20 protein-coding genes are annotated in these 22,271 nt (G+C 42.6%); 7 read left to right on the top strand and 13 right to left on the bottom strand.

All coding sequences use genetic code 11. From position 1 onward, the window contains the following. Position 1: 1 nt before the first annotated feature. Together BUA59_RS08015 and BUA59_RS08010 are read left to right on the top strand one after the other, a co-directional pair. The gene (locus BUA59_RS08015) at positions 2-1,780 is read left to right on the top strand and encodes an Hsp70 family protein (RefSeq protein WP_072839196.1); all 1,779 of its coding nucleotides are present in this window, start codon (positions 2-4) and stop codon (positions 1,778-1,780) included. 2 nt (positions 1,781-1,782) lie between these two features. After that, the gene (locus BUA59_RS08010) at positions 1,783-4,503 is read left to right on the top strand and encodes a hsp70 family protein (RefSeq protein WP_072839195.1); all 2,721 of its coding nucleotides are present in this window, start codon (positions 1,783-1,785) and stop codon (positions 4,501-4,503) included. A 67-nt stretch (positions 4,504-4,570) separates the two neighbouring features. On the opposite strand, the gene BUA59_RS08005 is transcribed toward BUA59_RS08010, so the two are convergent. The 7 genes from BUA59_RS08005 to BUA59_RS07980 form a co-directional block, all read right to left on the bottom strand. Beyond that, a complete protein-coding gene (locus BUA59_RS08005) occupies positions 4,571-5,416 on the bottom strand; it encodes an ABC transporter ATP-binding protein (RefSeq protein ID WP_072839194.1) in 846 nt (281 codons plus the stop codon). Next, positions 5,413-6,498: a FecCD family ABC transporter permease gene (locus BUA59_RS08000; protein WP_072839193.1), complete on the bottom strand. Its 1,086-nt coding sequence runs from the start codon at positions 6,496-6,498 to the stop codon at positions 5,413-5,415. The genes BUA59_RS08005 and BUA59_RS08000 overlap by 4 nt, the downstream gene beginning before the upstream one ends. Next, on the bottom strand, positions 6,495-7,514 hold the full coding sequence (locus tag BUA59_RS07995) for a FecCD family ABC transporter permease (RefSeq protein WP_072839192.1): 1,020 nt from the start codon (positions 7,512-7,514) through the stop codon (positions 6,495-6,497). Before BUA59_RS07995 ends, BUA59_RS08000 begins: the two co-directional genes overlap by 4 nt. A 5-nt stretch (positions 7,515-7,519) precedes the next feature. Then, complete coding sequence (locus BUA59_RS07990; protein ID WP_072839191.1) at positions 7,520-8,461, bottom strand: ABC transporter substrate-binding protein; 942 nt, start codon at positions 8,459-8,461, stop codon at positions 7,520-7,522. A 266-nt stretch (positions 8,462-8,727) separates the two neighbouring features. Continuing rightward, positions 8,728-9,555 carry a lipase family protein gene (locus BUA59_RS07985; RefSeq protein WP_245813112.1) on the bottom strand — a complete coding sequence of 276 codons (828 nt, stop codon included), beginning with the start codon at positions 9,553-9,555 and terminating at the stop codon, positions 8,728-8,730. 197 nt (positions 9,556-9,752) lie between these two features. Continuing rightward, on the bottom strand, positions 9,753-9,908 hold the full coding sequence (locus tag BUA59_RS23820; RefSeq protein ID WP_157789903.1) for a hypothetical protein: 156 nt from the start codon (positions 9,906-9,908) through the stop codon (positions 9,753-9,755). Positions 9,909-10,243: 335 nt separating this feature from the next. Then, positions 10,244-11,161, bottom strand: a complete 918-nt coding sequence (locus BUA59_RS07980; RefSeq protein WP_072839189.1) for a ParB/Srx family N-terminal domain-containing protein — start codon at positions 11,159-11,161, stop codon at positions 10,244-10,246. Between the two features lie 197 nt (positions 11,162-11,358). On the opposite strand from BUA59_RS07980, the gene BUA59_RS07975 reads away from it, so the two are divergent. After that, entirely contained in the window at positions 11,359-11,823 is a 465-nt protein-coding gene (locus BUA59_RS07975; RefSeq protein WP_072839188.1) for a GNAT family N-acetyltransferase, read from the top strand. Between the two features lie 85 nt (positions 11,824-11,908). On the opposite strand, the gene BUA59_RS07970 is transcribed toward BUA59_RS07975, so the two are convergent. Next, positions 11,909-12,967 (bottom strand): 2,3-butanediol dehydrogenase, encoded by a 1,059-nt coding sequence (locus BUA59_RS07970; RefSeq protein WP_072839187.1) that lies wholly within the window; start codon positions 12,965-12,967, stop codon positions 11,909-11,911. A 336-nt stretch (positions 12,968-13,303) separates the two neighbouring features. Between BUA59_RS07970 and BUA59_RS07965 the strand changes: the two genes are divergently transcribed. Next, a complete protein-coding gene (locus BUA59_RS07965) occupies positions 13,304-13,915 on the top strand; it encodes a MarC family protein (RefSeq protein WP_072839186.1) in 612 nt (203 codons plus the stop codon). 17 nt (positions 13,916-13,932) lie between these two features. Here the strand turns inward: BUA59_RS07965 and BUA59_RS07960 are convergent, their stop codons facing one another. Together BUA59_RS07960 and BUA59_RS07955 are read right to left on the bottom strand one after the other, a co-directional pair. Further along, the gene (locus BUA59_RS07960; RefSeq protein ID WP_072839185.1) at positions 13,933-14,418 is read right to left on the bottom strand and encodes a putative 4-hydroxy-4-methyl-2-oxoglutarate aldolase; all 486 of its coding nucleotides are present in this window, start codon (positions 14,416-14,418) and stop codon (positions 13,933-13,935) included. Positions 14,419-14,519: 101 nt separating this feature from the next. Next, positions 14,520-15,035, bottom strand: coding sequence for a hypothetical protein (locus BUA59_RS07955; RefSeq protein WP_072839184.1), 516 nt, complete (start codon positions 15,033-15,035; stop codon positions 14,520-14,522). Between the two features lie 37 nt (positions 15,036-15,072). Between BUA59_RS07955 and BUA59_RS07950 the strand changes: the two genes are divergently transcribed. From BUA59_RS07950 to efpL, 3 genes are all read left to right on the top strand, one after another. Next, a complete protein-coding gene (locus BUA59_RS07950) occupies positions 15,073-16,227 on the top strand; it encodes a M14 family metallopeptidase (protein WP_072839183.1) in 1,155 nt (384 codons plus the stop codon). 3 nt (positions 16,228-16,230) lie between these two features. Beyond that, positions 16,231-16,593, top strand: coding sequence for a nucleotide pyrophosphohydrolase (locus BUA59_RS07945; protein ID WP_072839182.1), 363 nt, complete (start codon positions 16,231-16,233; stop codon positions 16,591-16,593). A 172-nt stretch (positions 16,594-16,765) separates the two neighbouring features. Continuing rightward, entirely contained in the window at positions 16,766-17,338 is a 573-nt protein-coding gene (efpL, locus tag BUA59_RS07940; RefSeq protein ID WP_072839181.1) for an elongation factor P-like protein EfpL, read from the top strand. Positions 17,339-17,426: 88 nt separating this feature from the next. On the opposite strand, the gene trmJ is transcribed toward efpL, so the two are convergent. The 3 genes from trmJ to BUA59_RS07925 all read right to left on the bottom strand — a co-directional run bounded on the left by trmJ (position 17,427) and on the right by BUA59_RS07925 (position 22,196). Then, positions 17,427-18,209, bottom strand: a complete 783-nt coding sequence (trmJ, locus tag BUA59_RS07935) for a tRNA (cytosine(32)/uridine(32)-2'-O)-methyltransferase TrmJ (protein ID WP_072839180.1) — start codon at positions 18,207-18,209, stop codon at positions 17,427-17,429. Between the two features lie 185 nt (positions 18,210-18,394). Next, positions 18,395-19,717, bottom strand: a complete 1,323-nt coding sequence (locus tag BUA59_RS07930) for a J domain-containing protein (protein WP_072839179.1) — start codon at positions 19,715-19,717, stop codon at positions 18,395-18,397. A gap of 103 nt (positions 19,718-19,820) precedes the next feature. Further along, positions 19,821-22,196: an EAL domain-containing protein gene (locus BUA59_RS07925; protein ID WP_245813111.1), complete on the bottom strand. Its 2,376-nt coding sequence runs from the start codon at positions 22,194-22,196 to the stop codon at positions 19,821-19,823. Positions 22,197-22,271: the final 75 nt, after the last annotated feature.

Below are 22,271 nucleotides of genomic sequence, written 5' to 3'. Positions count from 1 at the left end.
CATGAGTCAATATTTCATTGGTATCGATCTAGGTACCACGCATTCGGCTGTCTATTATTCTCCGTCTAATCAGGCTGAAGCAGAAACGAATCAAGTGGGGCGCATTCAACAATTGCTCATTCCGCAGTTTATCGCGGCTGGCCAAGTGGATGCTCGTCCTTTATTACCTTCGTTTGTATATTTTCCCCATAAAACTGAATTCTTAGAAAGCGATCTGCAATTGCCTTGGGGCAAAGCGCCTTCCATTGTGGGCCAGTTGGCTCGTGAACTGGGTGCAAAATCTTCTGGTCGATTGGTACAGAGTGCTAAAAGCTGGTTGTGCCATTCTCGAGTTAGTGCTGATGAAGCGGTTTTACCTGTTGATGCGCTTGAAGAAGTCGAAAAAGTCTCCCCAGCACAAGTAACAGAAACTCTGTTAGCACATTTAGTCAGTGCGTGGGCAAACCAATTTCCTAATGAGCCGATTGTTGATCAAACAGTAGTCATCACAGTGCCAGCCTCATTTGATCCCGCTGCTCGCGCCATTACCGAGCAAGCAGCGGAAAAGGTCGGCTTGCGTGCTCGTTTAATCGAAGAGCCATTAGCCGCGTTTTACGCATGGTTGAGCGATCAGCAAAACTGGACAGATAGCCTAGAAGTCAATGAGCATATTTTGGTAGTTGACGTTGGCGGTGGCACGACAGATTTATCCTTGATCCAAGCGGTCGAACAAGAGGGTGCTCTTGGCTTAGAGCGCGTGGCGGTTGGACGTCATATTTTGCTTGGTGGCGACAATATGGATTTGACGTTGACCTACCATTTGGCTGCTCAATTAGCACAAAATGGAACTAATCTTGAACCTTGGCAAATCAGCGGTTTAACGCAAGCTTGCCGTGAAGCGAAAGAGCGTTTGTTATCGAATGCCGAGATAGATGAAGTCAGCGTTATTGTGCCAAGTCGCGGTCGTAGCTTGTTCAATAACAGCATTAAAGCGACCTTGACGCAAAACGATGTGCAGCAGCTTTTGATCGATGGTTTTTTCCCGCAAGTGCAGTTAGGTGAGCAAGCTCAAAAAACAGCACGCAGTGGTTTTAGTGCGATCAATTTGGATTACGAAGGTGATCCTGCGATTACTCGTCATATTAGTGAGTTTTTAGCTCAACATGATGTGAAGCCAACGAAGATCTTGTTAAACGGCGGCGTGTTTAACGCCAATGTGATTCGTAGCACTCTAGAAACTCGCTTAGCAGCAATGCTGTCTGAGTCGTTGAGCGGCAGAGAATTAACCATGTTGACACCATCGCATTTGGATCACGCGGTTGCCAAAGGCGCGACTTACTATGCACAAGTGCAAGCGGAAGGCGGTGTTAAAGTAAAAAGTGGTTTAGCGGCTAACTATTACATTGGTGTGGCTAGCCCAATGCCAGCTATTCCGGGCATGGCACCACCTGTCGATGCTATCTGTGTTGCACCTTTTGGTTTGGAAGAAGGCTCTGAAGAGCAAATGCTGCCGAATGAATTTTCGCTTATCGTTGGTGAAAGCGTGACCTTCCGTTTCTTCCAATCAAAAAACAGCGAAGTGCAATCTGTCGGTAAAGTTATTGCGTCTTTTTCGGTTGCGCAACTTGATGAATTGAATCCTTTGTCGGTTCGTTTGGATGCGGGTCATTATCAAGCAGGCGACATGGTGCGAGTATATTTGACTGCTCGTGTTACTGAATTAGGATTGTTGCTATTGCAAGCACACGATACCCAATCTGACCTAAGTTGGACAATTGAGTTTCAAGTTAGGGAAGCATAACCATGACACAGCCAGCTTTTCATTCTGCTTATCGAGTTGGGATTGATTTAGGGACGACCAACTGTGTCGTCTCTTACATTCCAATATCGGAGCATTCGAATTCAAATACGCCGACTTTGCTGCCCATTCCGCAAGTGATGGCAGATGGTTCGGTGCAAGAATTTACTTATTTGCCGAGTGCTATTTATGTCTTGGCGTCGGATGAAATTGGAAAAATTGATCCAGTTTTACCTTGGCGTCATCATGATAAAGAGCGAGTCGTTGGAGTTGGTGCGTTAGCTTTAGGCCAACGTCGAGCAGGGCAATTGGTACAAAGTGCGAAAAGCTGGTTGAGCCATCGTCAAGTAGATCGTCGCTCGGCGATCTTGCCTTGGGCGAGCGAATTTCCTAAAAAGCTCAGCCCACTTGAGGCGAGTAAGATTCTCTTATTACACATTAAGCAAAGCTGGAATCATCGCTTTACTGATGCACCGTTAGAATCTCAATCTATCGCGTTAACCTTGCCTGCGTCTTTTGATGAGGAAGCACGAGCCTTAACCTTGGAGGCTGCTAAACAGGCTGGTCTAAACGATTTATATCTTCTTGAAGAGCCGCAAGCGGCTTGTTATCACTACATTAGCGATGACGAAAAACTCGCCGCGTTAGTTGATAAAAAAATGCTCTTGGTGGTCGATATTGGTGGAGGCACCAGTGACTTTAGTCTGGTTGCTATTCAGCCTACATCAGCAAAGGCGAAAAGCATTTCGCTTAAACGTATCGCGGTAGGTGAGCATCTATTGCTTGGTGGCGATAACCTTGATCAAGCTTTGGCGTTTCAGTTAGATCCTAAGCAAATATCTGCGTTATCTGCTACACGCTTAGCGGCTTTGGTTCAGCAAACTCGTCAGGCCAAAGAAAGCTTGTTAAGTAAAGACGCACCGGAATCGTTAAACATTACTGTGCTTGGTGGTGGTAGTCGTTTAATCGGTGGTTCGCAAAAATTTGATGTATCTAGAGAAACCTTATTGGAACAAATTCGTAGTGGATTTTTTCCTTTGGTTAATTGCGATGACAAGGTGCAAAAGAGCGATTACGCGATGCATACCTTGGGCTTGCCTTATGAGTCAGATCCTGCGTTTACACGACATTTAGCGGCATTTTTACAGCAACATAAAGCAGTAATCGAAGCCGCAACCGGCTCAACCATGCCAGATGCGGTTTTATTTAACGGCGGTTTATTTAACAGTCCTGTGTTAAAAGCTCGTTTACTAGAACAGCTGGATACTTGGTCTTCTAAGCCTATTCTAGCCTGTTCTGCAGACGAACCTAACGATGCGGTTGCCAAAGGTGCAGCCATGTATTTAAACGCTTTGGCAGGCGAAAGTACACGCATCGAAAGTGGCGTGGCACACAGTTTGTACCTTAAAGTTGGCGAGAATCAATTCGTTGGTATCTTGCCAAAAGACACCTTAAAAGGCGAACCCATTCGCTTAGAACAAGAGTTCTTTGTCACTCTTGGTCAGCAAGTGCAGTTCCCTTTGTATCGCTCTGACGATCATATTGATTGCTTGGTTGGCAAAGTCCGTAATCAAGATGGATTGCACTATATTTCTACCTTGATGACAGAACTGGACGGCTCCATTGATTCCCAAGAAACAGCGGTAACGCTATCGGTACAAATGACCGAAGTGGGTGTGTTGCAAGTGGTGTTAAACGCGAACAACCAGAAAGACCAATGGCGTTTAGATTTTTCAACCCAAGTCAGTTCTTCGCAAGAGTCTGAGCAATCCGATGACAGTGGTTTACTGCATGCCAATATGGGACAAGCAGAAGAACATTTAGCGAAGTGCTTTTCTAGCGCGGGTCAAAAGCAAAATCCGGACTTGGTAAAATCTCTTAAGCAGGATTTGGATCAGTTACTGGGTAATCGTGATGATTGGAACCTTGCCACTTCGCGACGTTTGGTCGATAAGCTTTTAAGTCTTAAATCTGGTCGAACCAAAAGTGCTCAACATGAACGTCAATGGTTGCAGTTGATGGGCTATTGTCTACGCCCTGGCTTTGGCTCCGCGGATGATTTGGCTCGTGTGCAGCAAGTGGTAAATGTTACTAAAGCCGGTGCTCAGTATGATACGGCGCCAGTTTGGGGGCAATATTGGACCTTATATCGACGCATTGCAGGCGGTTTAAACTTGGAACAGCAAACACACTTGTTCAAACAATTTAGCCAATATTATTCGCCAACAGGGCAGCGTTCACGAGATAAAATGAAAGCGCTAACGACCAAGTCTAGTGATGATTTGATTCGTTTGGTTGGTGCGTTGGAAGGTTTGTCGAATGAAGATAAAGTCACAACGATTGATTGGTTTCTGAAGCGCTTGCAGAAGACTTCTGAGCCGGATACAGCTTGGTGGACGATAGGGCGAATTGCCTCTCGTCATCTATTGTCTGGCAAGCAAGAGCAAAGAATTGCTGAAGACAAACTGTTTCCGATCCTAGAAGTTACGCTAAAAGAAGATTGGAAAAAGCGTAAGCAAGCAGGGCTGGCAGCTGTTTTGATGAGCCAGGTCAGCATTGGTGAATCCGAAAAACTCAGCGCTTTGCGCAAAAAAGTGGCCAGTAAACTCAAAAAAGACAAATGCCCAACCCAATGGCTCGAACGTTTGGAAAGCCAAATTGAGATTAATAGTGACGAACTGAATGCATTAGTCGGGGAGAGTTTACCGATTGGATTACGCTTGTAGTTATGTGACAAACAGATCTGATTTTCAGATCTGTTTGTCACATTACTTGTTTGTATCCTTTCCTTATTTAGCTTCTAACTCGCTTCATATTAATAAGAATCGGGCTACCAGTCATCGGATCTGGAATCAGATCGCATTCAACGCCATATAATTCACGAACAAGCTCTTTGGTCATCACTTCTTTTGGGCTGCCTTGGGTGATGATCTCGCCTTTTTTCATGGCAATAATATGATCAGAATATCGGCAAGCGCTTGGTAAGTCATGGACTACCATGGCGAGAGTTTTGCCTTGTCTTGATAAATTACGTATGAGCTCGAAGACTTCAATCTGATGGCCTAAATCCAGTGCAGAGGTAGGCTCATCCAACAATAGCAAAGGCGTTTCTTGGGCAATCGACATGGCGATCCAAGCACGTTGGCGTTGTCCACCTGATAGCGTGTCTAGTAATCGATCTTTAAGTCCTTCTAAATCGGCAGCGTTTAAAGCGTAGTTGATGGCTTGCTGATCGTCCATGGCCCATTGTTTTAACAGGCTTTGGTGTGGATGACGACCAAAACGGATTAATTCCTCAATGGTTATGCCATCTGGCGCTAGCGTGTCTTGTGGTAATAGTGCGAGCCGTCTAGCGACTTCCTTGGAAGGCAGTGAATGAATGTCTTTACCATCAAGCAGGACAAACCCAGAACTTGGCGAATGAATACGAGATAAGCCATTTAATAAGGTGGATTTGCCACAGCCATTTGGCCCAACGATGGCCGTTACTTTCCCTTCAGGAAGAGAGACATCTAGATTTTCAATAATACTGGTTTTACCATGTTTCAAGGTCAGCTTTTCAGCACAAAGGCGAGTTAAGGTATTTGTTTCAGGCGTTTGTTTAGGTATCGGTTTAAATTGTAGAGACGTGGCTGTCATAACGAAGTCCTTGAAGTGCGTCGTACAAGTATCCAAATTAAGTAAGGACCGCCTATAACGGCAGTTACAATACCAACTGGTAGTTCAATTGGGGATAACACAGTTCTACCAAATAGATCGGCGAGAATCATCACCAAAGCGCCAGCGAGCGCAGAGCTTATCAACGGAATGCCACGATAACGAGCCAGAACTCGAGCGATCTCAGGGCCAATCAAGGCAATTAAGCCGACAGGTCCAGCTACCGCAACCGCAAGCCCCGTTAGTGTGATACATAAGATTAAAGCGACGATTCGGATGTATTTGATGTTTGCGCCAAGACCCATAATCACTTGGTCAGAAAAGGGCATCAAGGCAAACTGTGAAGCAAAAAGTAAGCAAGCCACTAAACAGATGACTAGACCAATGCCAAGTATACTAACCATCATTGGGTCTCGAGCACTCAAGCTACCAACCGTCCAAGGATAGGCGCTGTTTGCCACATCGATACTGACTTGGCTTAATAGCAATTGCGTTACAGCGCCAGCAATAGCGCCAATGCCAATACCGGCGACAATGAAACGATAGCCTCGTGTGCCACTGCCGCCAGCTAGGCCAAACGCCAATGCTGTCGCCGTAGCAGCACCTGCCAACGCCATAACAGAAGGCGCGAGTGAAATCCCCATACCAACCACTGACGACACTGCGAATGCCATCGCGGCGTTATCTATGCCAATTATGCCTGGTGTTGCTAAGCGGTTTCTCGCCATAGTTTGCATTAGACATCCTGCTAAACTAAAAGCGGCACCAGTAAATAAAGCGGCTAATAAGCGCGGTAAGCGTAAGTCTTGCACGATAAACTGACTCATTGCATTACCGTGGCCAAATAATACTGCAATGACTTCTTTTGGCGATATTGGCATGGTGCCAATACCAAGTGTTGCTACACAAGCTATCGCCAACAGAATTAATAACCAAACATTACGGATAATCGCTTGTTTCTCAATCAATATAGTCATGTGACGACCTAGAGACAATAAGCGATGACCATTTGGTGCTGTAGTAATTTCTTCGTTATTAGGAAGTGAGAGACTTTGATTTATCATAAGGTAGGCATTCTTCTAGATCGCACAATCAACAGTAGTACCGGGGCCCCAATAATCGCGGTCAGCACTCCTAATGGCATTTCTGCTGGTTGAGCAACAAGGCGTGATACAACATCTGCAGAAATTACAATAATTGGCCCTAGAGGTAAGCATAACCATAGAGTACGGCGAATATCAGGTCCCACTAAGGCGCGTGCGGCGAAAGGCACAACGAGGCCAATAAAGGCGACAGGTCCGGCAATTGCGGTTGCGCCACCTACTAACAAAGCAACAGCGACGATAACTACAGCGCGAACTCGCTGAGGTTTATGGCCAAGTCCTATAGCAACGCGTTCCCCAAGTGCTAGGGAAGCTAATGGCTTCGCTGTATATAAAATGCAAATTATCGCAATCAGCATGGAAGGCAAAACTGAAAATAGGGTATTAGTGTCTCGACCAGCGACGCTGCCTGTTACCCAAAAGCGAATTTCATCGGCGGCTCTTTGGTCAAATAGTAACAATAGAGAAGTCACAGCGAGTAACAGACTTGAAAGCGCGGCTCCAGCCAGCACTAAGCGAATTGGGTCGTTTTGTTGTCCTTGCATTCGAGCGACACCAAGCACACACAAACAGCCTAACAAAGCGCCAAACTGGGCAACACCAACAGTTAAAGTTGCCGTGCTGGCACCTAGTACCAAAGTAATTGCAACGGCAAGGGAGCTTCCAGCACTAACGCCAAGTAAACCAGGCTCAGCCAATGGATTGCGTGCTACAGCCTGCATTAAAGCACCAGCAATACCAAGTGTTAAACCGACAAATAAACCGATCAGTGTTCTGTTGGCGCGTAAATGAAATACGGTGAATTGAGTATCTGCGGAACCATTACCTAATAGTGTTTGAAAGGAGGCTTGGAGGCTTAACCCTCCAGCACCAAACAATAAACTGCAGAAACAGCAAAGTGCCAGCACAAAAAGTGCTGACACAAAAACACTAAACAATGGTCGTTGTGCAGGAGGAATATAGAACCAACTAATCATTTAGGTTATTTAATCTTGTTATTAATAATATTTTGAATGTCATCAAGAATGGCGTGGGCAGCAAGTGGACCAGCGGCGCTTGTCCATAACTGACCATTTACTGCGATAACTTTATCTTCTTTCACAACATTAAGACGTGAGAAAGAGGGCGATGTCTTGGCTGCTTCAAGTGCATCTTTACCTTCAGTGTTGAGTGTTGCCAAGAACAACCAGTTACTGTCGACTTTAGATAAATTTTCTAAGCTAAGAGGGCTGCTATGAGGACGGCCTTCTTTTATCACACCTGCATCGTTGATGATGAACCCAGCCGCTGCGAGAACATCGGTAGAGAAAATTTGTGATGACATAACGATAGGACCTTGAGGCATCCAGCGCGCTAATGTTGCAGAGCGCTCATTTTTTGGTAGCTTTGCAGTAATGACATCTTTCAGAGCGTTTTCACGATCTTTTATGTCACTCAGGATAGTATTCATTTGTTCGTCTTTGTTTAACGCTTGCGCATACACTTTAGCAACTTTAATCCAGTTGTCAGATACCATTCCTGGTGAAATAGGGACGATGGTTGGTGCAATTTTTGACAGAATATTGTATTGATCCTGAGGTAAGTTCGTAGATGCTAGGATCAAATCTGGACGTTGTGCAGCAATAGCTTCAAGATTGTTTTGACGAGAAGTGCCTACCATATTAACGCCACTCGCGCGTTTTTGAATATATTCAGCTACAGAATCTCCACCACGAGTCGCAATAGCTCCTAGAGGTTTCACACCCAGAGCAATTGCGCTGTCTAGAGCATCTTCGGATAATGTTACTATGCGTTTCACATCGTCGTTAACTTTCACTTCGCCATATTTTGTAATGACACTATGTTCGCCAGCAAAAACACTGAACGATGTTGTAATGCAGGCACATAGCAAGATTTTTTTAAAAGAGAGGCGATTAAGCAACATAACGGATTCCTTTGATTTGAATATCTACAGCAGCTTTAATGGGGCATTGTTGAAAAACAAGTAATCAAGAATACTTGAAGCGCTTGGTAGGCTAATAAACTATGCTAATGATAACGCTTCTTATTATTCTTTTTAACTGTTTATATTCAATTAGATGTGACGAAATGTGCAACGTGACGTTTTATAAATCGCGTTGCCTTTTCTGATGTTGGAGAGTTGATTAGATGTTGCTTGCTAGTTAGCTAAATAGGCCAGCATAGAAAAGGCTAGTCGAATGAATAGCCGAATAGACTAATATCGGTTTTATAAGGGATTTCTTTCGGTGAGGCTTGTAGTTGCTCTATTAAGCTCAGATACGTCGCCATTTGATGTGCCAATAGATTCTTATCGCTTGGAATCGACGTGGTGAATTTTGTGGCTCTTAGCATACTTTTTACGCCATTAGTTTGGGTGAATTCTTTACTACCTAATAAAATTACTTCTTCGCCCATATGCCAAAAAATATCTAAATCTCTAATTTGCATCGGGCTAATAGGCGGAACCAAAGGAACGATATCGTTAAGCGTTACCACTCTGATTAGAGGTAAGTCATCGAATTTGTTTGCGCCTGTGATATTGGTGACTTTCGGCTGGCCAAAGGTAATTACTTGTTTCACAGGGTAGCCATCTTTTTGTAAATACATAGCCAATATGACAGCAATAGCGCCACCTAAACTGTGTCCAGTTAGTTGGATTGGCTGGTTTTTGACTAGAAAAGGTTTGATGTCCTCGTAAACGGCTTTTGCACCAGAGCCAAAACCTTGATGCAGTTTTATATCAAGAATAGTGTCTGACTTTAACTCAAGATCTAAATCCAACATGGCATTTTCTAAATTCGCCGTGCCTCGAATGGCAATGGTCTGAACGCCATTGGCACGACTTAAAAAATAACTGACTTGAGACAAAGGAATTAAAGACTGATGCACTAATATTTGGTCTTGTTCTTGCAGACGTTTTTCGAGCGTATTGGCATCTAGATAGGTATCATCTGATAATTTGGCTTGAATTTTTATAAGGGCAAAATCGGGTGCAGCAAACGCTAATTGGAAAGGCATAACAATCAAAAGAGACAGTAAAATGATCGTGTTTTTCAGCATGAGGGAATAAAAGCAACATAGTAAATAGAGAGGCGCAGAGTACTAAAAAATAGCTTTTACTAACAGCGGTTTATCGTGGGCTGATAGCTTTGGTAAGTAGGAAGACGGCTTACCAAAGTATCGAAGAGGAAGAGGCGGCACTAAAATTATAAAAACTATAAGTCGCAACCACTCCAATTAATACGTCTAACGCCATCAATGTTAAAGGTTGATAGTGTGTAGAAGTTACCTTTCATCATATATACCGCATAAGCGCGAGCCAGTGCTTTTTTGACTTTTTGTAGCGTGTCTTTTATTACAATTTTTTGCATGGTATTTTCCTCTTCAGGTTGCTTGATGCACTGATAATAGAGGCACAAATTCTGCTCAACAAACGACGTATTTTCACTGAAATGATGAAATAAATTCACTAATTTTGACGCTGTTATAAAACAGTTAAATTAGAGCTAAATTACCGATAAATAGAAGGTTTTTTGCATATTATATTCATAAATATAATGGACTGTGATGCATTTGAGGATGTTGAAGGTTTAATGTTCTGACCGATTGGATATATATGTTGAAATGCATCAAACATTGTTATGGCGCTTCTGTCAAAAAAAGACTGAGAAGAAGCGCCAAGGGTTCTACAAAAGACAGTTTTATCTTATAGATCGCTCTTATATTGCAGCATAAATGTTGCTTTGCCTTTTTTTGCATCAAACAATTTATCTAGATTTTTTTCATTGAAGCTATTGAATTGCCCCATCTCTTTTGTCGATTTTCCTGAACCACCCAAATTGTCGCTTTCCATGGTAACTAAATAATGGCTAACATCAGAGACAGCTTGGCGATAGCCATCTGTTGTGGCTAAGTCATACTTATCGAGATCAATTCCCTTGCGTAGTTCTCGTGACCAGTAGAACTCCAGAAAAGGCACTGGCGCTGCAGGTTTATCCCAAGCAATATCTCGTGAAAAGTACATAAGCGAACGGTATTTATCGTTTTCGAAATGCTCCATACCCAGTGATGTTGGCAAGGTTTTATAAGTGATGTCGTTACCCTTACTGTTTTGTAGCCAAGTATTGCCATCCGCTATCATCGCGTTCCAGAATTGACTCATATTGGTTAGATTACGATAATCTTTGGCGATAACGACATTTATTTTAAATTGCTCTCCGCCACCTTGCATATGCCAAAATGCATTAAAAGTATGGTGGCCATCTGTTAAGTAGTAATGGCCGTTAGGGGCAATCACAATGGTTTTCATGTCTTTAAGGTGCGAACCTACTGGTTCATCGCATTTATAACTTGTGGCATCGTTTGGTGTTGAGTTTGTATCGAAATGCGCCAAGCCCTTTTGGCCATTTGCCTCACAGATTTCATCAAATTTTTTCTTACTATCCAGCTTATAGCGTCCCAATTTGTAATACACCTGATCATATCCAATCGATGGTTGAGTAGGGATCAAATCACGAAGCGTTACTTGAGTTACCTTACCGACGTATAACGTCTCGGCATTGGCAAACGTAGAAACAATAAGTAATACAGCGGAAATAAGCGGTAACAGAGCTTTAAATTTCATTAAATAGTTCCTTAGGGCTCAATTCTAAACGGGCATTCTACAAAACTATTATGACATTAATGTTTTGATGGTCGTTTTTGCAATACTATTGAAGCTGTTGTTTACACATCTACGTTTTATTTTTCTGCGACTAATGCGTATTAAAAAGTTTATGCTTTTTTAGATAGCTGAAAAAGTTCGAGTTTTTAGGAAAAAATATGATCAAAATTCGTCAATATCAAGCTAAGGATGCAAAGGCTCTTTGGCATTTATTTTTCAATACGGTTCGTGCTGTGAATGCTCGGGATTATGCTCAAGCTCAGGTCGAAGCTTGGGCGCCAGAGTCTTTTGATATGACTGTTTGGCAAAACAAAATGAATGATATTCAACCTTTCGTCGCTGAGTTGGATTGTGTGGTTGTTGGCTATTGCGACTTACAGCCTGATGGTTTGATAGATCATTTTTTTTGCCATCATGAATATCAAGGTCAAGGCATTGGAAGGGCGTTGATGAATCATATTTTATCCTTAGCAGATGAACGAGACGCTTCTCGCCTTTATTCTCATGTGAGTATTACTGCTAGACCTTTCTTTGAGCACTTTGGTTTTTCGGTTATGAATGAGCAGAGAATATCTTTACGTGGGCAAGAGTTGACTAACTTCGTGATGGAAAGAAGGTTTTAATAAACACTTAGAGCGCTTATTTGCCGTCTTGTTATTGAAAAAAAAGAGAATGGTATCGGGTATAAGCCGATACCATTTGGTGGTATTAAGGACGAACAATAATTTTCACAGCCGATTCATTATTATGAATTAACGTATCGAACCCTTGAGAAATCAGGTCATCTAATTCTATTCTTTGAGTAATAAAAGGCTCTAAATTTACTTTACCTTCTTCAACCAATTTAATTGTTTCTTCATGGTTGTTTACATAAGCAATCGTACCGCGAATATCTAACTCTTTCATTACAACACTATGAACATTCACTGTGGCTGGATGGCTCCAAATGGAGACAATCACAATTGTCCCTGTCGATCTGGTGCTTTCAACTAAAGTGTCCAAAACCTTGTTGTTACTGGTGCATTCGAAGGCAACATCTACACCACGGTTTTCCGTAATCTTCATTACTTCGTCTGTGACGTTCACTTCAGTTGGATCTAAAATGTAATCCGCTACGCCTGTATCAAGGGCTTTTTCTTTACGCTTTGCACTCAGCTCTGTCATGATGACAGTGATGCCTTTTGCTTTTAAAACTGCTGATAACAATAAACCGATAGGGCCACCGCCGCCAACTAGCGCAACATCACCAGCTTTTGCTCCACTGCGGACAAACGCATGGTAGCCAACGGCCAACGGTTCAATTAAAGCAGCTTGATCCAATGGAATTGAATTGGCAATAGGATGAACCCAACGGCGTTTCACGGCAATTTTTTCGGATAAACCACCACCACAACCACCAAGACCAATAAAGTTCATATTCTCAGAAAGATGGTAATTTTCACCCGGTCCAGTAGGCACATCATCGGCAATAATATAAGGCTCCACTACCACATGTTGGCCGACTTTAATATCTTCCACTCCTTCACCTACAGCGTAAACAACACCTGAAAACTCATGCCCCATGGTCACTGGTGCAGACTCTCCTGAAATAGGGTGCGGATGGCCACAAGGCGGAATAAAGATTGGTCCTTCCATGAACTCATGTAGATCCGTACCGCAGATGCCACACCAAGCAACATCAATGCCTACCGTACCAGGTTCAACACTAGGCTCTGGAATATCCTCAATACGGATATCACCTCTATCGTAAAAACGAGCAGCTTTCATTTGGCTTTCCTTGTGTTTGATTAAAAAAATGACTAGATAAAACTACTTAGCACACTAAAGGATGTCAAATTGAATGATCAGAATCGCACTGATCACTGACAATTATCAATTAATTTGAATTAGAAGCTCTGAAGATTGCAGTGCGGATATCAATGCGCCATAAAAGAGTTGATTAATTCGCTATTACAAGATCTTTCTCTGAGAATATTGATTTTTTGCTGGTGAACGAATGAAGGGGATTAGAACGAAAAGCCAAATAGCATCAGCTATCACCACAAGTTGTAATGCGTTAAACTACGCGCCCATAATTTCCTGTAATACTAACCTGAGTATCCAATGAGCGCTGAGTTTTCTATTTTATCTGCCACTTTGTTGTTTTTGTTTGTTATCGATCCGTTCGGTAATATTCCTATTTTGTTGTCTGTAATGAAGGGCGTTCCGCAGAAACGTCAATATCAAATCGTGGTGCGAGATGGTTTGATTGGTTTGCTTATTCTGGTGTGTTTCTTGTTTTTCGGTGCGGAGTTTTTGGCGCTGTTGCATTTGGAAACGGAATCCATTTCGATTGCCGGTGGTGTTGTATTGTTCGTTATTGCATTGAAGATGATTTTTCCTTCGCCTTATACGAAAGACGCTGGTCCAGTGATGGAGCCGTTTATAGTGCCGATTTCTATTCCTATGCTGGCAGGACCGTCTACTTTAGCGACTTTATTGGTGATGGTTAAGAGCTACCCAAACGATCAGCAAGATTTACTTATTTCCGTTGGTGCAGCGTGGGGGATTTCTGTGGTCATTTTGGCTATGGCACCTTTGTTGAACCGAGTATTGAGAGAGAAAGGTTTGGCTGCACTAGAACGTTTGATGGGCATGTTGCTGCTGATGATGTCTGTACAGATGCTCGTGAACGGTGTGCGTAGTTTGTTCACGCACACGTTAGCTTCATTGTAGTTGGATCCATTAGCCCTCTATGGAAGGGCTAATGGTTGTTTGGATACGACGATACCATTTAGGTCGCAATAAATATAATCCCCTTGGGCGATCGTCATGCCCGCAAAGCGCAGTGTTTTTCCTAGATCGCCCAAGCCGCGTTTTTCCGTTGGCATTGGGTGCGCGCATAAAGCGTGAATGCCAATGTTTAGTTGTGATTGAGCTGCTATGTCACGAATTGCTCCGTTTATCACAAATCCTTCCCAGCCATTATTGACCGCTTTTTCAGCCAGCATATCGCCAAGCAAGGCCCGTCGTTTACTTCCACCGCCATCAATGACCATGACTTTTCCTTTGCCATTTTCAGCGACTAATTCTCTTACTCGACTATTGTCTTCAAAACAGGATACGGTCACGACTTCACCATAGAAATGAGTGCGTTTTCCATAAGAGATAAAAATAGGTTCAGCGATTTGTAGCTTTTCTGGGTACAAGTCGCAAAGGTCAGGGAGAAGGTCTTTCATGTTGGCACCTACTTAGAATCAAAGAGTGTGTCTTCGACTCTAAGTAGGTGAGTGTTAAATAGCCAGTGGTTCTGGTGGATATTCAGTATTCAGTGATGTGATTAGTCTTCTATTGCCGGGATGTCGTTAGGATCGATTAGGCCGTGTTCTACTGCGATTTGTAGCAGCTGAATGACAAGCTCATCTGGCGGCAGTAGGTGTAAAGGCGTTGTTTGGCCTTGTTCTGCTACGGCGTCGTCTAGGTCAACGTCACGTTCTTGAAACCAAGAGTGAATGCTTTGTACTTCGAAACTTGGCTCTAAGCCTTTTATATCGTAAGTAGCTTCGACTAAAAGACTAAGTGACTCAGGCTCAAGAGCGTAAATCACATCAGTATCAAATTCATTGATCCATTCTGCTAAGATATCGCTGGCTTCAAAGCCAAATTCGTAGAGTTGTTGTTCATCAAGGTCGTGTGCGTTAGGCTCGATACGATGGTTTTCTAGCCATTCGTCGTCAGGTATCACTAGCACTTCTTTGACTTGTGCTTCGTGAGTCGACCAAGTGAAAAGTAATGGAAAGGCTGGCTCGTCTGAAGAGTTGGCGACAGCCGTCATGAATATAGGTAAACTTGCCATAATTTAGAACCAATGTTTGATTGTTAAGGAAGAATAAATGACCAGCCGAATCAAGATCAGTAGTGCGTTTGATGGCGGTAACATCTCCGTTATTGACGCTTCGGAGCCGGACAATATTAGAGTAAAGATCCCTAATGATACAAACTCTAAATTTTTGCAGTGGTTTTATTTTCGTTTACAAGGGGGAATGGGTGAGCAATGTGTCATTCAATTTGAGAACGCCAATGATGCCGCTTACCCAGATGGCTGGGTAGATTACCAAGCGGTAGCGTCTTACGACCGCGAGTATTGGTTCCGAGTACCTACCGAATACGTGGATGGTAAATTGGTGATTACTCATCAACCAGAACAAGACAGTGTGTATTATGCTTATTTCGCACCTTATAGTTACGAGCGTCATTTGGATATGATTGCTTGGGCTGCCAGCAATGAAGATTGTATTACTGATCATTTGGGCGAAACGGCTGAAGGTCGTGATATCACTTTGTTGGAGATTAGCAAAACCCAAGGGTTAGCAAAAAACATTTGGATTATTGCTCGCCAGCATCCTGGTGAAACAATGGCTGAATGGTTTATCGAAGGTTTACTTGAGCGTTTGTTTGATGAGTCTCACCCGATTGCACGCTCGCTTTTAAAGCAATGTCGTTTTTATGTTGTACCAAATATGAATCCAGACGGTGCTGTGCATGGTAATTTGCGTGTGAATTCCAAAGGTGTAAACCTGAACCGTGAATGGAAGAACCCAACGGCAGAATTCAGTCCAGAAGTGTTAGCTGTGCAAAAGAAAATGGCTGAAACGGGCGTTGATTTATTCTTGGATATCCATGGTGACGAAGCTTTGCCAGTTAACTTTGTGGATGGTTGCCAAGGTGTACCGTCGTTTGATGCTCGTATGGAAGCGATGGAGACTCTGTTTAAAGATGTTTTTACGGCTGTCAGCCCAGATTTTCAGACCGAGATTGGCTATACGCCATCACAGTTTGGTGAAGCGAATTTGACCGTGGCAACCAAGTGGGTAGGGGAAACGTATAAGTGCTTGTCTTTCACCCTAGAAATGCCGTTTAAAGATAACAAAAACTTGCCTGATGATGTTGTTGGTTGGTCTCCAGAGCGTGCAAAAATTCTTGGCGCAGATGTTTTGTATCCAATTCATCAAGTGATCATGAGTGCTCACATGAAGGCAAATGATTGATTTATGTCTGCTACAAATAACGACACCTTAGAGTTATTAAAACTCGCCATGCGCCAATTTGCACAAGAGAGAGAATGGGAGCAATTCCACTCTCCTAAAAACTTGTCGATGGCGTTGGCGGGCGAGACGGCTGAATTATTGGACTGCTTTCGTTGGCTAACAGAAGAGCAATCTTATCAGTTGGATAATAAGCAGATGTTTGCGGTGAAAGATGAGCTAGCGGATGTGTTGCTTTTTACTGTTCGTCTGGCCGATAAACTGAACGTCGATCTGTTAAGCGCAGCACAACAAAAAATCGCTAAAAATGCCGAGCGTTATCCAGTCGAAAAAGTGAAAGGTAATGCGAAAAAATACAATCAGTATTAGCTTTTAGCTGTTAATACTTCTATTTGTAGCCATTTTCCGTTAATTGTAAGGTAAATCTTGATTTAGTGTCTAGCGAACTTGGGCAAACTGGATTAGGATCTGGCATTCGAAATTGCAATGAATTTAATACCCATATTTATTTTTATAAAACGTAATTTTAGGACGAAGAAAAATGCCTAAGGCAAGTGAAATCAAAAAGAATATTGCTATCAGCTATGACAATAAAACGTACATAGTAAAGGACATTGAGCGATCTGTACCACAGGGTCGCGCAGGCGGTAGTCTTTATCGTATGCGTATGTACGACGTGGTAACTGGCCGTAAATTGGATGAAACGTTCAAAGATTCCGATATGATCGATCTTGCCGATCTTGTTCGTCGTCAAGTGATGTTTTCTTATTCTGATGGCGATGAATTTGTGTTTATGGATAACGAAGACTACACGCCTTACAGTTTGAACAAGAGTGCTGTTGAAGAAGAGATTCTTTTTGTTAACGAAGAGACAGTGGGTATTCAGGTCGTTTTGGTTAACGAAGTGCCTGTTGTTATTGAGTTGCCAACTAACGTTGAGCTAGAAGTTATCGAAACAGATCCTTCAATCAAAGGCGCGTCTGCGACTTCTCGTAACAAACCCGCTAAATTGTCTACTGGCGCGATTATCCAAGTGCCTGAGCATATTTCTACCGGTGACCGTATCAAGGTCAACGTAGAAGAACGTAAGTTTGCGGGCCGTGCGGAGAAGTAATACTTCCAACACTTTGCCAAAAATATAAAATGCAGCCAATTGGCTGCATTTTTTGTTTTAGACATTAGGTAAAAGAAGGGGGTGGTGTTTAATCTTTTTTAGCCGCTTCTTTTAATGCGTCTTTGGCCTTTTTCTCTGGATGGTTGTTTGCTTCTGTCAGTCCAGCTTCGCGTTGTACCGCAGCCAACACTCCGCGTAAAATTCCTAATTCTTGTTTCTCTGGACGAGAGCGATTAAAAAAGCGATGCAACTTATCTAGAACCTTGCCTGGATGGCTACGGATGATGAAGTTGATACCATAAAGTGTTTCTTCTAAATGTTCGTAGAAAAGATCCATGTCTTTTTTATGTGGATATTCTGGCGTTTCTTTTTTGTAGTTTTCTTTGTTTTGATTTGCCATCCAGATTTCATAAGCGACAATTTGTACCGCTTGTGAAATATTTAATACCGGATATTCATCATTGGCGTCGATATAAACTTGGCGATGACATTGAGCAATTTCATCGTTTAATAAACCTGTGGTCTCACGGCCAAAAACAATAGCAACATTATGATCAACGGCTTCTGGAATTACGCTTTCGGCGCATTCACGAGCATTCATAATAGGAAGCTGAAAAGTGCGATGACGAGCGCTTGTGCCAATGACAAGACTACAGTCTGCGATGGCTTCTTCTAATGTAGAAACGATGGTGGCATTTTCAAGCAGATCAACAGCACCGGCAGCGCGGCTGGTGGCTTCTTCTGATGGGTAGTCATTTGGGTCAACTAAATAAAGGTTGGTTAATCCCATATTCTTCATGGCTCGGGCAATAGCACCGACGTTGCCAGGATGAAAAGTGTTGATCAGTACGATTCGGATGTTACTTAGCATGGGTCGTGAAGTACTCTGGGTTGTTTGTCTCTTAGAGACCTTTGCACGACTACTCTGCTCGCCAATACTTTGTTAAAAATAGACTCAAAATGCTCATTTATAACTCATAAACACTGCTTTCTCGTGTATTTTTGCCTCGTCTTGGCTTCGCTCGTGACTTCGTGCAAAGGTCTTCAATAGTCAGATTATGGCTTTAGCGTGAGTGACTGCTCAGTGCTGGCAAAATCGACATTGTCTAAGATGACTTTGGTTGTGTCATTAAAGAGGAATTGGTTACAGGCGTGATGATACAGGGAACCTGTCTCTAACACCAACCGGTAGTTGCCTCTGGGGATGTAATTGGCTGCGTATGTTTGTTTTCCATACAAGTAGATAGAAAAGGGCGCTTGTCCGTCATAGGACTCGAAGGTGAGCATGCTGTGCTCGGGTAATTGGTTCAAAATGCGCAAACGGCTACTTCCGTCAGCCACACCAATTAACTCGCCATGCTGAGGTGCAGCACCGGGCTGGCCAAAGCAACCGGTTTGAAGTGCGTGTTGAATACTACCAAAGCCAATATTTTTTGTTTGCACCCATCCATTCATGCCGTTGTAACGGACAGTCAACCAGTTGCCTTGCGATTTAATACTTTGCAGATCTGATTGAGTTGAGATGGTTTGCAAGATGGCGCTGGATACATCTGGCTCTGCATAAAGCGTGGTGTCGGCTAAGGTGTAACTTATTCCAACACGAAACTGGGGATATAAGCCACTGATGTAGGTGGCTACTTTTTGCTCGGAGGCTGTTTCCTGCTTGGATGATTGCCAATACAGCGTGCTGTAAATGCCAGCAGCAAAACAAGCGATATAGGTAGCAGCGCGAAATGCAGCCTTTGCTGCGTCTAATTTAATCGGTTGGCTAACTGGTTCGTTATAGAACGACTGTGTGGATTGTGTAGATTGTGTAGATTGTGTGTATTCTTCTTCATCGTCCACAAAGGATTGGTAAGGTGGTATATCTGGTTTTTCGCCGCTTTGGTTGTCTGTATAGCTGTAGCCTTGTGAAGTAAAGTTTTTGGATGCCTTGAAGGCTTCTTCGTAAAGGGCTTTAACGCGTTTTTCATTTATGGTATTACGTGCTGCTTTGATAGCGTCATTACGTGTTTTTTCATGGTGAGCGTTGTTGCGCTTCATTTCTTCGTAGGCACGTTGTCGCTCTTTGACAAAGGCTTCCTGTTCTTTGTCTGTGGCGGTCGAAAAATTCGTATAACGGTTTTTGGCGCCAGAGCTTTGTGTGTTTTCTTTGGTAAAGGTAAAAGGTTTCCAGTCGTTGACTTGCGCACCTTGGCGAATGGCGTTGGTAACATTTTCGTAAGCAGCCTGAAGACGCTGAAAAAGCTCCGTTGTGTCTTTATCAGGATTTTTATCAGGATGATAGCGCCTTGCCAAACGTCTAAACGCGGTTTTTGCTTCCTGCTCGCTGGCGGTGGTTGGGATCTCCAGCAGTTGATAATCGTCTATTAGGCTCATGCGATGTTAGCTATTAACCGTGTTTTTGTGGTGAGTGGATTCTGATGTCATTAATGTTTACAGCATTATGCACGATTTGTTGGCGCTGACAAAGGCGGAACTTTTAATCTAATAATTTGAGATAATCGTTCGGCGACATAGGTCGGTAGAGGTGATAACCCTGTCCAATTTGGCATTGACACTGTAGTAATAGTTGTAGGATTTCTTCGGATTCAATACCTTCAGCAACACTAACGATATTAAGTGCCTTACAGAGATCTATCATGTTGCGGCATAAGGTCTGGCTTTGGGGATCATTTAATAAGTTCATTACAAAGAATTGGTCAATCTTTAATTCATCTGTTTCTAAAACAACGAGATTTTGCATAGAGCTATAACCTACGCCAAAATCATCGATAGCAAGCTTAAAACCTGCATGATGTAGCTGTCTTACGTTGTTATGTACTATGTTGTTGTTTTGGAAGATGCTGGTCTCAGTGATTTCTATAGTGAACTTACAGGCTGATAAATGATGATTTTGAAGCTTTTCAATGACTTGATTGGCAAAGTCTTCTTGAAGCAAATCAAGTGCAGATATGTTGATGGATAGGCGCTGTGTTGACAATGCAGCTGGGTGTTCAAAAGCCCACTGAAACACTTTTTCAAGCAACATATCTGTGAGCTTGTATATAAGACCTGTTTGTTCTGCTAATGGAATGAATTCTGCTGGCGATACTTGCCCTAAGTGCTTGTTGTGCCAACGAACAAGAACTTCACCACCGATAATACTTCGATCTGCTAAATTGACTTGAGGCTGAATGTGAAAATAGAGCTTTTCATGTTCAATATCATCTGTCAGCTGAGTGATTAAACCCAATTGATGGGCGTGATTACTTTTTAAATTATCGGTAAAAGCAGCCCAGTTACCGGATGAATAAGTGACCGAGTGGTTAGCGATGAGTGCGTTCTGATACAGTTTGTCTAAATCCGCTCCCTGTGTAGGGTAAAGTGCGCTACCTATTTTATATTGGTGTCTGAAATGAATTTTGTTTACTAGTGTTGGGGTATCAAGAATCCGCTGGATTTTTAGTATCTGTTGCTTGATTTGATCTGGAGTTGTACTGATTAAGATGATATTGGTTGCCGTTATCCGAATGACTTTATTAATACTTTTATTGGGTAAAGGAAAAGATAAAACGCCTTCCATCCTTAGGGCTTGTTGATGAATACTTTGAATGACTTCTGATATAACGGAGTCTGCTTTGGCAGGGCCAAAAGCTTGGTTCAAAGTTTGGTAGTTGCTGATGTCTATCATGACAAGTGCTAGCTGTGGAGAGTGTGGCGCTATTGATGCTAATAGTGTTGGCAGCTTATCAAAATAATAGGTTCGGTTTGGGAGATTGGTTGATGAATCAGTGAGCGCTTGTAGTTTTCGATTACGTTCAAACTGCTTGGATTTATCTGCAAAAGCAAAGGCAAAGGCAAGTAGTTGTAGCATGCTAGAAATAGGAAGAATAGATTCCGTAAAAAGGTTTATGGGTAATATTTTCCAAAAGATAAGAGTGTTTAGTATGCTGCCAATGATTAAAAAGAACCAAGAAAACAAATAAAAGCGTACCGCAATAAAGCCTTTTAGATAGGCTTTTATGCCCCAATAGATACAAATAAAAAACAGAAATACTTCGAGGCAAGCAAACAGGAGCGCAGCGGTTTTAACCGAGAATAGTTGTGTCGAAAGTAAGAATATGATGAAAATGCTGTCACCATATTTTCTAATCAATGATTGAGGGGAAGGGATCCGAACTTCTTTTAAAAAATGTATGCTGAAGCGAAATAGTATCCAAGCTCCGATACCAAATATGACAAATAGGTTTCTAATGATCCATTGGCTAATTTCTTCTGAAAAAATCCATCTACTGAACCCTGTGACAACGGATAGCGCAATAAATATAATGATATTTAGGCCAAGGTAGTAAACAAAGCCTGGCTGTCTTAGTAGGATAAAAACAAAGACATTGTGAGCGAGTAGAATAACCAAACTACTGATGATAAAGGTCCAGAAAATCAGTTTTTCCTCTTTTTTGGCTTCAGCGTTTGTATCATCAAACAACATAAAAGGTGTTAGTAGCGGACTATTACCCTGTTTACGGACTAATAGCGTTGTATCCTGCTCATTGGACAATGATATCGGTATCCAAATGCCGTTGTAGCGTTTTGTATCACCTTTCCAGCTTTCTAGTGCGCCTCTTTTCCATTGTGACTGAAGCTGATCTCCATGAAATAAATAGAAATCAAGGTGTTCGATGACGTAGTAGTTTAAGGCAAGATGAATCGTTTGCCCCATGTTTGGTGTTGTGGTTTTGGGAAAGCTTAACTTATGCCAGTAAGCGCTTTCTGAGAAGCCTTGGGACTCTTCATAAATGCTTTGTTGAAATTCCCCATTTGATAGTACATCTTTAGCTGAAATGGGCTGTGTTTCTTTGAAGGTTGGAATTAGCACGTTGATCCTTGGATCACTTCCATTGGAAATGATCGTATTTTCTGCCCATAGCTGCGTTGCTATAAAAAGAAAAAA

Source organism: Marinomonas polaris DSM 16579 (assembly GCF_900129155.1).
GTDB lineage: Bacteria > Pseudomonadota > Gammaproteobacteria > Pseudomonadales > Marinomonadaceae > Marinomonas > Marinomonas polaris.
Note: the sequence above shows the minus strand (reverse complement) of the source record. Positions and strands in the feature narration are given on the sequence as shown.

Excerpts from the sequence above, each read along its gene's own strand:
- BUA59_RS08015 (WP_072839196.1), top strand. The coding sequence starts at position 2 with ATGAGTCAATATTTCATTGGTATCGATCTAGGTACCACGCATTCGGCT.
- BUA59_RS08010 (WP_072839195.1), top strand. The coding sequence starts at position 1,783 with ATGACACAGCCAGCTTTTCATTCTGCTTATCGAGTTGGGATTGATTTA.
- BUA59_RS08005 (WP_072839194.1), bottom strand. The coding sequence starts at position 5,416 with ATGACAGCCACGTCTCTACAATTTAAACCGATACCTAAACAAACGCCT.
- BUA59_RS08000 (WP_072839193.1), bottom strand. The coding sequence starts at position 6,498 with ATGATAAATCAAAGTCTCTCACTTCCTAATAACGAAGAAATTACTACA.
- BUA59_RS07995 (WP_072839192.1), bottom strand. The coding sequence starts at position 7,514 with ATGATTAGTTGGTTCTATATTCCTCCTGCACAACGACCATTGTTTAGT.
- BUA59_RS07990 (WP_072839191.1), bottom strand. The coding sequence starts at position 8,461 with ATGTTGCTTAATCGCCTCTCTTTTAAAAAAATCTTGCTATGTGCCTGC.
- BUA59_RS07985 (WP_245813112.1), bottom strand. The coding sequence starts at position 9,555 with ATGCCTTTCCAATTAGCGTTTGCTGCACCCGATTTTGCCCTTATAAAA.
- BUA59_RS23820 (WP_157789903.1), bottom strand. The coding sequence starts at position 9,908 with ATGCAAAAAATTGTAATAAAAGACACGCTACAAAAAGTCAAAAAAGCA.
- BUA59_RS07980 (WP_072839189.1), bottom strand. The coding sequence starts at position 11,161 with ATGAAATTTAAAGCTCTGTTACCGCTTATTTCCGCTGTATTACTTATT.
- BUA59_RS07975 (WP_072839188.1), top strand. The coding sequence starts at position 11,359 with ATGATCAAAATTCGTCAATATCAAGCTAAGGATGCAAAGGCTCTTTGG.
- BUA59_RS07970 (WP_072839187.1), bottom strand. The coding sequence starts at position 12,967 with ATGAAAGCTGCTCGTTTTTACGATAGAGGTGATATCCGTATTGAGGAT.
- BUA59_RS07965 (WP_072839186.1), top strand. The coding sequence starts at position 13,304 with ATGAGCGCTGAGTTTTCTATTTTATCTGCCACTTTGTTGTTTTTGTTT.
- BUA59_RS07960 (WP_072839185.1), bottom strand. The coding sequence starts at position 14,418 with ATGAAAGACCTTCTCCCTGACCTTTGCGACTTGTACCCAGAAAAGCTA.
- BUA59_RS07955 (WP_072839184.1), bottom strand. The coding sequence starts at position 15,035 with ATGGCAAGTTTACCTATATTCATGACGGCTGTCGCCAACTCTTCAGAC.
- BUA59_RS07950 (WP_072839183.1), top strand. The coding sequence starts at position 15,073 with ATGACCAGCCGAATCAAGATCAGTAGTGCGTTTGATGGCGGTAACATC.
- BUA59_RS07945 (WP_072839182.1), top strand. The coding sequence starts at position 16,231 with ATGTCTGCTACAAATAACGACACCTTAGAGTTATTAAAACTCGCCATG.
- efpL (WP_072839181.1), top strand. The coding sequence starts at position 16,766 with ATGCCTAAGGCAAGTGAAATCAAAAAGAATATTGCTATCAGCTATGAC.
- trmJ (WP_072839180.1), bottom strand. The coding sequence starts at position 18,209 with ATGCTAAGTAACATCCGAATCGTACTGATCAACACTTTTCATCCTGGC.
- BUA59_RS07930 (WP_072839179.1), bottom strand. The coding sequence starts at position 19,717 with ATGAGCCTAATAGACGATTATCAACTGCTGGAGATCCCAACCACCGCC.